The 9,679-nt window shown below is 58.3% G+C and carries 10 protein-coding genes and 1 pseudogene; 7 read left to right on the top strand and 4 right to left on the bottom strand.

Annotated elements, in window-relative coordinates; genetic code table 11:
• The 3 genes from DC366_RS18860 to DC366_RS18850 form a co-directional block, all read right to left on the bottom strand.
• A partial coding sequence (locus DC366_RS18860; protein ID WP_207768782.1) for a hypothetical protein occupies window positions 1–214 on the bottom strand: 214 nt, incomplete at its 3' end.
• Window positions 215–471: 257 nt separating this feature from the next.
• Entirely contained in the window at window positions 472–1,659 is a 1,188-nt protein-coding gene (locus DC366_RS18855) for an acetyl-CoA C-acetyltransferase (RefSeq protein WP_108693702.1), read from the bottom strand.
• A 464-nt stretch (window positions 1,660–2,123) separates the two neighbouring features.
• A complete protein-coding gene (locus DC366_RS18850; protein WP_108693704.1) occupies window positions 2,124–3,041 on the bottom strand; it encodes a DMT family transporter in 918 nt (305 codons plus the stop codon).
• A gap of 434 nt (window positions 3,042–3,475) precedes the next feature.
• Between DC366_RS18850 and DC366_RS18845 the strand changes: the two genes are divergently transcribed.
• From DC366_RS18845 to DC366_RS18835, 3 genes are all read left to right on the top strand, one after another.
• The gene (locus DC366_RS18845) at window positions 3,476–4,786 is read left to right on the top strand and encodes an SAM-dependent methyltransferase (protein ID WP_108693701.1); all 1,311 of its coding nucleotides are present in this window, start codon (window positions 3,476–3,478) and stop codon (window positions 4,784–4,786) included.
• Window positions 4,787–5,036: 250 nt separating this feature from the next.
• The gene (locus tag DC366_RS18840) at window positions 5,037–5,741 is read left to right on the top strand and encodes a L,D-transpeptidase (RefSeq protein ID WP_108693700.1); all 705 of its coding nucleotides are present in this window, start codon (window positions 5,037–5,039) and stop codon (window positions 5,739–5,741) included.
• 152 nt (window positions 5,742–5,893) lie between these two features.
• Window positions 5,894–6,523, top strand: a complete 630-nt coding sequence (locus DC366_RS18835) for an RNA polymerase sigma factor (RefSeq protein ID WP_108693703.1) — start codon at window positions 5,894–5,896, stop codon at window positions 6,521–6,523.
• 52 nt (window positions 6,524–6,575) lie between these two features.
• On the opposite strand, the gene DC366_RS19755 is transcribed toward DC366_RS18835, so the two are convergent.
• Complete coding sequence (locus DC366_RS19755; RefSeq protein ID WP_133176248.1) at window positions 6,576–6,971, bottom strand: hypothetical protein; 396 nt, start codon at window positions 6,969–6,971, stop codon at window positions 6,576–6,578.
• 84 nt (window positions 6,972–7,055) lie between these two features.
• Between DC366_RS19755 and petA the strand changes: the two genes are divergently transcribed.
• The 4 genes and pseudogenes from petA (at window position 7,056) to DC366_RS18810 (ending at window position 9,678) form a co-directional block, all read left to right on the top strand.
• The gene (petA, locus tag DC366_RS18825; RefSeq protein ID WP_243405234.1) at window positions 7,056–7,655 is read left to right on the top strand and encodes a ubiquinol-cytochrome c reductase iron-sulfur subunit; all 600 of its coding nucleotides are present in this window, start codon (window positions 7,056–7,058) and stop codon (window positions 7,653–7,655) included.
• Between the two features lie 39 nt (window positions 7,656–7,694).
• Window positions 7,695–8,396 (top strand): CBS domain-containing protein, encoded by a 702-nt coding sequence (locus tag DC366_RS18820; RefSeq protein ID WP_108693697.1) that lies wholly within the window; start codon window positions 7,695–7,697, stop codon window positions 8,394–8,396.
• Between the two features lie 376 nt (window positions 8,397–8,772).
• Window positions 8,773–9,003: pseudogene (locus DC366_RS18815) on the top strand (IS5/IS1182 family transposase); the annotation flags it as partial.
• Window positions 9,004–9,030: 27 nt separating this feature from the next.
• On the top strand, window positions 9,031–9,678 hold the full coding sequence (locus DC366_RS18810; protein WP_108693695.1) for a hypothetical protein: 648 nt from the start codon (window positions 9,031–9,033) through the stop codon (window positions 9,676–9,678).
• Window position 9,679 lies beyond the last annotated feature (1 nt).

The raw sequence follows: 9,679 nt of genomic DNA, 5'->3' as shown, positions 1-9,679 counted from the left end.
CTTTGCCAGCCTCGAAAGGTGCGCTCATCTGGTCATTACGGGAAGCAAAGAACTCGGCCTGGCGCCTGGTAACCGCTTCGGTAGCGTCGAATATGAGCGTCGTCATGTTCCGGAGCGCTTCAACATTGCGCATTTGCAGTGTCGTCAAGGCTTCGAGGTCAAGCCCCCGATAGTTCAGAACTGCGGGGTTGGTGGATTTGGATGTATCTGGCATGTTCAGCTCCTTCAGATGATCGATCGGTGCGCAATCTGAAACTGGCGCGGTTGCGCGCAGGAATCGGACCGGCAATTGGATAGACGGACCAAAGTGATTTTCGTTACAGATAAGCCCTCCTCCAACCGCTGCCGAGACCCATTGAATCGACGCCGCGCCTGCAGTCACGCACCTCTTGATCGCCAGCTTCCCTCGATCCCGTACATAAAGGACGCAAGGTCCAATTCACTCTTGGCCAGAGCCACCGACAGCCTGCGTCAATTGATACGCTCGAAGGTGAGGGCGATGCCTTGCCCGCCACCGATGCACAGCGTCACCAGGCCGCGCTTAGCTCTATCGCGCTCCATTGCGTGCAAAAGCCGCGTCGTGAGGACGGCACCCGTCGCGCCGATCGGATGACCGTGCGCAATCGCGCCCCCTTCGACATTGACGATGTTTTCGTCGAGCCCGATCTCACGCACGAGCGCAACGGCAATGGCGGCAAAGGCTTCATTGATCTCGACGCGATCGAGATCGCCGACGCTCCATCCGGCACGCTCCAAGGCTTGGAAGACAGCTGGCACCGGGCCCAGACCGAACATGCCAGGCTCGACCGCGCCCACACCATAAGAAACCAGCCTTGCCAAGGGCTTTAGACCATTCTTCTCCGCCCAAGCCTGTTCCGCGACTATCATTGCCGCCGCACCGCTGTTCAGTCCCGGCGCATTGCCTGCGGTAACCGTGCCTTCCTTGCGAAAGGCGGGCTTGAGCTTGCTCAAACTTTCGAACGTCGTCTTCGGTCGATTATGCTCGTCAGTATCGAAGACCGTTGATCCCTTGCGAGATTTGAGTTCGACCGGCGCGATCTCGTGGCGGAACTTGCCAGCGGCCTGAGCCTCGGAGAAGCGCCGCTGCGAACGCTCCGCCCAGCGATCCTGTTCTTCGCGTGAAATCTGAGCCTTCGTCACCAGGTCTTCCGTATGCCAGCCAGAATGCTCGCCCGAAAAGGCATCGTTTAGGCCGTCACGGAGCATGCTATCGAACATCTGGCCATCGCCCATGCGATAGCCCCACCGCCCCTGCTGAACAATGTAGGGGGCCTGGTCCATGTTCTCCATCCCGCCAGCAACCGCGCAATCGACATGCCCAAGCATGATTTCCTGAGCCGCCGAGGCGATCGCCTGAGATCCTGAACCGCACACTCTGTTGACCGTCATTGCCGGTACATCGACGGGTATCCCGGCACCGATCGCGGCCTGGCGCGACGGGTTCATTCTGGCACCCGCCTGAACCACTTGTCCCATGACTACCGTCTGCACATTCGAGGGATCGAGTCCGGAACGTTCTAGTGTCGAACGGATTGCAGCGGCGCCAATCTCAGTTGCCGGCATCTCTTTCAGGGACCCGCCATAGGTGCCGATCGCGGTGCGTGTGGGGTAGCAAATTACGACTTGCTTGAGTGTCATGATGTGTTTTCCTTACTGGGTGGTCGGGATGGATTGATCCGAGAGTCCGCGCAGAACCGGTGTCCTCCGCTAGCACAAGTCAGCCTTTGAGACGATGACGAAGCCTGGCTCCGTAAGGAGCAGACATGGCTGCGCAACGCCAAGGCAGGATTGCGTCTAAATTGCAGATTGTTTTCACGTTCGCTCCTCATGCGCCTCAGCTTCTGAATTTCTTCGTGTCCATAAGACGCGGCTCGACCGGACTCGTTACACATGGAGGGCTGCGCACGAAGTCATCCGCCACGAAAAGTGGTTCGGATCCGTCTTCAAAATGCTGCGCATGTTCTGCGTGACTTTCAGCGACACACTGAACTCATTGCAGATCTCGTCAGTATATCAAATTCCGTAAGTGATGTTCGAACGCCGGCTTTCGGAGCATTCGCCTCCGCGAACAGAGAGCTTTTCTGGTTTCGCTCCGATATGCGTTAATTTGGCGCGATTTTGAACGACGCAGGCACGTTGGCCTCTTGCGCGGCACCTTTCCGGGTCACCAGAACCACGCCGATAATCGCCAGTATAATTCCCAGGAGTTTCAGAAGACCCAAGGTTTCGCCATAGAACAGCACGCCCATCGACAGCCCGAAGACCGGAATAAGGAAGCTGAACGCATTGGCCTGATTGAGCGGCACTTCACTTAGAACCGACATCCAAAGAATGTAGACTAACGCCGACCCGAACAGGGCGAGCGTGAGCAAGACTGTGATGAAGGTGAACGACCACTGAATATCCGCAGGGTTCTCCATGATGCCCGCCGCGAGGGCCAGCGGTATACTGCCGATCAGGAACTGCAAACCCATTGCCATGAGCAGGTCGACCCGGCCGATGATTTTCTTGATCATCACATTGCTGACAGTGACTCCAAGTGCCGCAAGTACGATATAGGCGATGCCAATGGCGTAACTGTCCCCACCGCTGGAAAAAAGCTGCGGGGCTGCAATGACGACAATCCCCAGAAAGCCGATGAACAGCCCCGCTTTGCCGCGCCGGCTCAGACGCTCCCCCAATATGATGCCGCCAAGTGCCGCCGCCAGCAGCGGCTGGGTGTTCGCAATGACCGTGGCGATTCCGGGCGAGACGAATTCCGCCGCGTGGAACATGCCCAGAAAGCCCAGACTGGTTCCCCCAAGGCCCATGACAACCAGGGTCGCCCAGACCGCGGCATCGCGAGGAAACGGGCGGCGTAGCGCACAGGCAATCCCGACCAGAACCAGACCGGCGATGAGCGCGCGCAATGTCGCAAAACTCAGATGTGGAGCGAGGACAATTCCGATCGTCAACAGTGGATAGCACGCCGCCCAGAGCAGCATCACGGCGACAATTCTGGCCGCATTGAAGACTGTCATGTTGTGGCTTCGAGGCGCAAAAGGCGCAGACGTGGGCAGGGCGGAATTGTCACTCGGCGTCACCGCCAAGAGTGTCGGGACCATGAGGGGGCCGGTCATGATACGTTGTTTTCATGCTCTGAAAGTTGCTTTGTCTCATCTCGCTAGATTCCTGACTTCGAGGATCGTTCATGGAAACTGACGCGCAACTGGCATCTTCGTTACGGTCGCTACGGCATGGGCCTCGCTTTCGCTGGGGCAATTTGAAAATCCTTCGGCATCATCTGTAACGTATGCAGAGATTGTGCGTCTTTGGAAGGAAGTCGCTCACTCAGTCGATGCCTCGTAAATGGCAGATCGCCACAAAGACAGGAAGGGATGATCCTTTTCGAGACCGGAAGCATCATCATGGCGAAAAGTAAAAGCCGAGCGCTCTGGCAAGAGGAGGCCGTCATATGAACGACAACACCAAACTCATCGAGAGGGCGGCAACGCAGATCGACGCCGCCAGCGAGCTTTCAGCGCGCGCAGGTCGTGGCCGCTTCTGGGCGCGCCCCCTGTGTCGGTTTCTGGCGCGGTCGATCAAAACCGGCACTTTGACCTTGATCCTGCCCGACGGAACACGACACCGGTTCGGCGAAGGTGAACCTCATGTCACTGCGGCGATTACCCAAATCCGATCGCTGCGCCGGATCGCGATAAACCCGGATCTGGCATTGGGCGAAGCCTATATGGACGACACACTGCGCATCGATCAGGGCGATATCCATGATTTTCTCGATCTCGTTCTCGGCAATCTTGGTGACGCAACGCAATCGCCACTGCGCAAAGCCTGGCGGCTCTTGCATCGTCTGACCCGGCCACTGGTGCTGTTCAACCCCGCAAAGAGGTCGCAACGCAACGTGGCGCATCATTACGATCTCTCGGACGAGCTTTATGACCTGTTTCTTGATAGCGACCGACAGTATTCCTGTGCCTATTTCAGCTCTCCGGCGGATACGCTGGAAGCAGCGCAGGAAAGGAAGAAACGCCACATAGCCGCCAAACTTCTGCTCACGCCCGGACAGCAGGTGCTGGACATCGGATCGGGCTGGGGCGGATTGGGGCGGTCGCTGGCGCGGGACTGGAACGTATCGGTGACTGGCCTTACCCTGTCAGAGGATCAACTGGCCTATGCCCGGACCCAGACCCACACGGCGGGGCTGTGCGACAAGGTCCGGTTTCACCTGCGAGACTACCGTCACGAAACGGGACGCTATGACCGTGTTGTGTCGGTGGGCATGTTCGAACATGTCGGCCCCGGCCATTATGGTACGTTCTTCCAGACGGTCGCGGATCGGCTGAGCCCGGACGGTATTGCGCTGATCCATACGATCGGCTCCAGCGGCAGACCTGGTGCGCCAAACCCATGGATCAAGAAATATATCTTCCCTGGCGGCTATGTTCCGTCCTTGTCGGAAATTTTGCCGGTCATCGAGAGAAGTGGCCTGACCGTCACCGATGTCGAGGTGCTGCGTCTGCACTATGCCGCAACCCTGCGCGAGTGGAGGCATCGGTTTGCGGCCAACCGCGCCAGGGTGGCCGCGCTTTTCGACGACCGGTTCTGTCGTATGTGGGAGTTCTACCTTGCCGCTTGCGAAGCCGGCTTTCGTCACAAGAATCTCGTGGTGTTCCAGATCCAACTTGCGAAACGCAAAGATGTCATGCCGCTGACACGGGACTATATCTCAGCCATCGGGTCCGTAAGGGATAGACAGAGAAGATGAGAGGACCGCTGTTCGTTCGCGCCCGGTGCCAGAACTGGTCACTGCGTGCCCTCCGATATGGCGCGGTCTGGCAAGTTCGACATCGTCGGGATCGGTTTGAAAAGACTGATTTGTGCATCGTCCTCGCGAAGTCACAGTGGCGGATGGATGAGCGCTTCCGGTCACCGATGACGCGGCAGCGGCTGCGATTGTCCGCGCATATTTCTCCCCCCGACTCACCAACGAAGATGAAAGGAACAAGGAAATACTCATGTTCACACGACGCAGCTTTATTGCTCTCGGAGCGATGACGGGCCTTGTTGCCTGTGCCCGCCCGGAAGCGGTTTCCGTAACGCGCGTGGTCGCCGCACCGGCCAGGCCGGTATATCCGTCGCTTCCAGATTTTTATGGCGAGATCACCGGCGAGCCCTATCCGATCCCCGCCGTTCCGGAGGGCAGTCTGGCGCCCGAATACTGGCGTCAGGAGGTTGTGAACCCCTGGCCCGACCATGCGCCCGGCACGATTGTCGTCGACCCTGATGCGGCGATCCTTCATTTTGTTGAAAGCCGCGAAAATGCAACGCGGTACGGCGTCGGCGTCGGAGCGGCGGGTTTTGCCTGGGAAGGCACGGCGCGGCTTCAGTTCACCCGCAAATGGCCCCGATGGAAAGTACCCGCCAGCATGATCGAGCGGCAGCCGGAATTGGAGCCCTATTCCGTCGCCAATGGGGGCATGGACCCCGGTCCGGGCAACCCCTTGGGGGCAAGGGCACTCTACCTTTTTCAGAACGGCGTTGATACGCTCTACCGTATCCATGGCGATGCGGCGCCGCAGGAGTTGGGGAAGGCGGTGTCTTCAGGGTGTATCCGGATGCTCAACCAGGATGCGATTCACCTGTACGATCGGTCTGTCCACGGTGCATCGGTTATCGTTTTGCCGTCCATGAAGCCGCCCGGGCTGTCCGCGCTTTACTGAACTTGAGTTGGTTGGGGTGATTTGAAAATGTCTTGGACGCATTTATTTCGGATTTCGCCTCCTTTATGGAGACGTCAGGACAATGTGCGCGAATATCCGCGGTTGTTTTCATAACGTGCGATCATAGGTGTCATTGGAAGGACGTGTCGATCATGACCGAAAAACAGCAAAATGAGACGCAGGACAAAGTCAGCGCAGCCGAGACAGCGCTCTCGGACGGTCGGCAGGCCTTTTTGGGTTTCCTGGTTCGGCGGCTGCGCAACCGAGCCGATGCCGAGGATGTCCTGCAAGAGTTCTGCATTCGGGTGCTGGCGCGCAAGGACCAATTGCGGGATGTGGAGCGTATGGATGGCTGGCTTTACGCCATCTTGCGATCGACGATGAACGATCATTTCCGCAAATCGGCAAGGCGCGGTCGTCTGACCGAGGCCTATGGCCGGGAACCCGAGGAGTGGTCGGATGATGCCCCCGAGCAAATGGCGCAGTTTTGCCTGTGTGTGAGCGGTTTGATACCTGCATTGCGCGACGCTGACGCTGACCTGATCCGTCGGATTGATTTTGGTGAGGAAGATCGTGCCGCGGTCGCCGCCGACCTGGGCCTGACCCGGGGTGCGCTCGGTGTGCGGCTGCACCGCGCGCGCGCAGCCTTGCGCGATGCCCTGACCGGCCATTGCGGCAAATGCTGCAAGACCGGCTGGGACGATTGCTACTGTCCGCCGATCGGGTGCGAAAGTCCGGAGGACGAAACGCATTGTGCGTCCGAGGAAGATGCACCTGCCTGAGGCTGCACTGCTTATTTTGCCTGTAACAGATGCTATCAGGAAGCGTCTACTCTCATGAAGACGCCCGTGTTCGGGCGTCCGAAAGGGAGATACCGGAATAATGTGCCAGAATACGTCGAGATCGGATCCGGAAATGCGAGAGCGCCTCGCACCCGCCACAGAATTGTTCAGCGTCGTTCATCGGCTGAGTTGCGCGTGTGTGACGCATTCGCGCCACGTCGATGCGCCAATTTCGCGGGACCTGTTCTGCCGGGTCGAAGGTCAGGGCCAGAGCCTGGCTGAGGCTGCGAAGGTTCTGGGGCTTGGCCCAAAGGATTGTGCCTACCTCCTTGCCGGTTTTCGCCGGGACATAGCCGCCGAACTGGTGGCTTTGCTTGTGGCTGCCGAGATGCCGCGCGCTGCTATCGAAGATGAAAACAGTGATTTTAGCGGCCAGAATGGTGGTCAATGATCGAAGCTGGTTGTGGGTCTGGCTCGGATATGACGGAGGATTTTCGCCAAGACTGACTGAGAACAAGTGATGGAGAGCAGGATGTCCGAGGCAAAGCAAAGAGTGGGGGAAACCGGCAAAGCCGAACGTCGCGACTTTCTCTATTATGCAACCGCCGCCACGGGAACGATTGCGACAGGTGCTGCAATCTGGCCGCTGATCGATTCCATGAACCCTTCGGCCGACGTAATCAGCCAGTCGACGATCACCGTCGATCTGACGGGCGTGGCTGTGGGCACACGGATCACCGTCAAATGGGCCGGTAAGCCGGTCTTTATCTGGCGCCGCTCACCCGAGACGATCGCATGGGCACGCGCAACGTCGCTCGATGACCTTGTCGACCGGATCGATTACACAGATGAAAATCCCAACAACGCTCAGGATATGCCAGCACTCGATGTAAACCGGTCTGCAGATGAGGCCGGCGAGTGGTTGATCGTGATCGGCATCTGTACCCACCTGGGTTGCGTACCGGTTGGCCAGGACGGCTCCAGCGTCGGAGACTTCGGAGGCTGGTTCTGTCCCTGCCACGGTTCCCACTACGACCGCTCCGGCCGTATCCGCAAAGGACCGGCCCCGCGCAACCTTGATATTCCGCCTTATAGCCTTGGGTCCGACCTGATGCTCACGATCGGCGCTTGAGTCATTTCACAAAACCCCGGCAAAGTCAGGAGGATTTTCATGAGAGCAAAGGACATTATGACCGCGACGGTTATCTCGGTTCCGCAGGGGGCGACTGTTGCAGAGGCAACCGAACTCATGCTGGCGCATCACGTTAGTGGGCTGCCGGTTACCGACGCCGCCGCCAAGCTAGCCGGATTGATCAGTGAAGGTGATCTGATGCGGCGCGTCCGCGACAAAGATGAACTCCGCCGATCATGGTGGCTCGATTTGTTCAAAGGCACCGAAGAGTCGGCACGGGATTTCGTCAAGGCGCGCAGCCACAAAGTCTCGGACGTGATGACACGCGACGTGATCAGCGTCGATGAGGATACTTCTGTTGGGACCATCGCGCGACTGCTCGAGAGACACCGGATCAAGCGGATTCCGGTGACGCGCGATGGTGCAATCGTGGGTATTGTGAGTCGCTCAAACCTGTTGCACGCGCTTTCCACGATCGGGGATGACACGCTTCCCGAGCCCTCCCAAGATGATCGTGACCTACGCGCCCGCATTGAGATCGCGTTGAAAGAGGTGCCCGCTATCACGGTCAACCTGGTCAATTTCACGGTAGAAGGCGGCCACGTCTCAATCTGGGGTGTGGTGGACAGCGATTTCGAGGAAAATGCCGTTCGCGTCGCCGTCGAAAATGTATCCGGCGTACGTGGAATAAAAATGCACTTGGGTCGCCTGACCTCGTGGGCTTACGGTTATGGACTCTGAAACGGTATCACAGATTTCTGCTTCGCTCCCGTTTTTTCACGAGGTGAACCGCTCTCTCCCTGTAACGCAGTGCCACGGACGACGTCTACATTACGAACCCTGAATGCCAGGAGGCTCAAATGGACCAGAAAACGCCTCGTACTGATCAATCCCCAGCCGAAACCACCAAATCCGGAGGAGGCTGCGGCGGACGTGAAACCAGCCACGATGTTGATGCCCGACCGGAACATCAGACATCCGTTAAAGCGCCCGTTACAAAATCGGATGGTTGCTGTTGCGGCAACAACTGAGAGCCATGCGATAACCTCGGTCTCCGTCGGTATCGCCGCCAACCGCTCCGGCGTGAGCGGCAAGCGCGTTGCCACAACGGTTGGCTTTCTATCGCGAAGCCTTTGAAGACAGGGGGATTACGCCCTGCATCCCGTCGCGCAAAGGCCGCAAGTTCGCGATCCCGCACGATGAGACACGCTATCGAAAGCGCCACAAGATCGAGAACAGCTTCGCTCGCCTCAAAGACTGGCGACGGATCGCCACTCGTCATGACAGGTGCCCGAAGGTCTTCCTGTCCGCATGTGTCTTGGCTGCCGTGGTCATTTTCTGGTTATGAATCCTGACCACCCGTGGAATACCACCAATGATGAGAAAATACTTTGCCATCGACATGCCGGCGGTGCGTTTTACATGGAATACGCTCGTCTTCAGCGTCCTCAGCCTGATACCAGCTGTCATGATCTACGTTGCGATGACCCCCGGTTTCGGCGGCATGTTGATTGGTGGCGGCCTCCCGCTCAGCAGGTTTTCAAGGCAGGTCGTGACCAACGGTCTGCCCGTCGTATTCGTCGTGAATTATGTCAGCTTCTTCTTGTTCGCGTCGGTCGTGGCCAAGCCCAGTCAGACCTACGGGATCAGGCTGGTCCTTCTGGTCGATCTGCCGGTCCGCATCGTCGGGTTCATCGCCTTGCATGCGGTGATCTATGTCCTGTCCGCCGATCTGTTCGGATCCTTCGGGGGAAGCCGAGCAACCGCCCTCCGGGTCGTTGCGCCGACGCTGGTGCGTTCGGTGTTCTTCGAAAACATCTCCGGCGCCTATCTCTATGCGACGCTGGCGAGTGCGCTGCCACTCTATGTCATGGCGATCGAGACTTCCAGAACACTCGGGGGGCTTGCACACAGATTGCCAGGACGAGCGGGACCGGTGCTGTTTGCGGTAGTTCTGTTCGGATTTTCGGTGCTGGCCCTGACCGCATTTGCAGCACTTCTGATCTGGTGGCAGACGTCCTGAC

The organism is Pelagivirga sediminicola (assembly GCF_003072125.1).
In the GTDB taxonomy this organism is placed as follows: domain Bacteria; phylum Pseudomonadota; class Alphaproteobacteria; order Rhodobacterales; family Rhodobacteraceae; genus Roseovarius; species Roseovarius sediminicola.
The sequence above is the reverse complement of the archived record's forward strand: the minus strand, read 5'-3'. Positions and strand labels throughout refer to the sequence as shown.

Excerpts from the sequence above, each read along its gene's own strand:
- DC366_RS18855 (WP_108693702.1), bottom strand. The coding sequence starts at position 1,659 with ATGACACTCAAGCAAGTCGTAATTTGCTACCCCACACGCACCGCGATC.
- DC366_RS18850 (WP_108693704.1), bottom strand. The coding sequence starts at position 3,041 with ATGACAGTCTTCAATGCGGCCAGAATTGTCGCCGTGATGCTGCTCTGG.
- DC366_RS18845 (WP_108693701.1), top strand. The coding sequence starts at position 3,476 with ATGAACGACAACACCAAACTCATCGAGAGGGCGGCAACGCAGATCGAC.
- DC366_RS18840 (WP_108693700.1), top strand. The coding sequence starts at position 5,037 with ATGTTCACACGACGCAGCTTTATTGCTCTCGGAGCGATGACGGGCCTT.
- DC366_RS18835 (WP_108693703.1), top strand. The coding sequence starts at position 5,894 with ATGACCGAAAAACAGCAAAATGAGACGCAGGACAAAGTCAGCGCAGCC.
- petA (WP_243405234.1), top strand. The coding sequence starts at position 7,056 with ATGTCCGAGGCAAAGCAAAGAGTGGGGGAAACCGGCAAAGCCGAACGT.
- DC366_RS18820 (WP_108693697.1), top strand. The coding sequence starts at position 7,695 with ATGAGAGCAAAGGACATTATGACCGCGACGGTTATCTCGGTTCCGCAG.
- DC366_RS18810 (WP_108693695.1), top strand. The coding sequence starts at position 9,031 with ATGATGAGAAAATACTTTGCCATCGACATGCCGGCGGTGCGTTTTACA.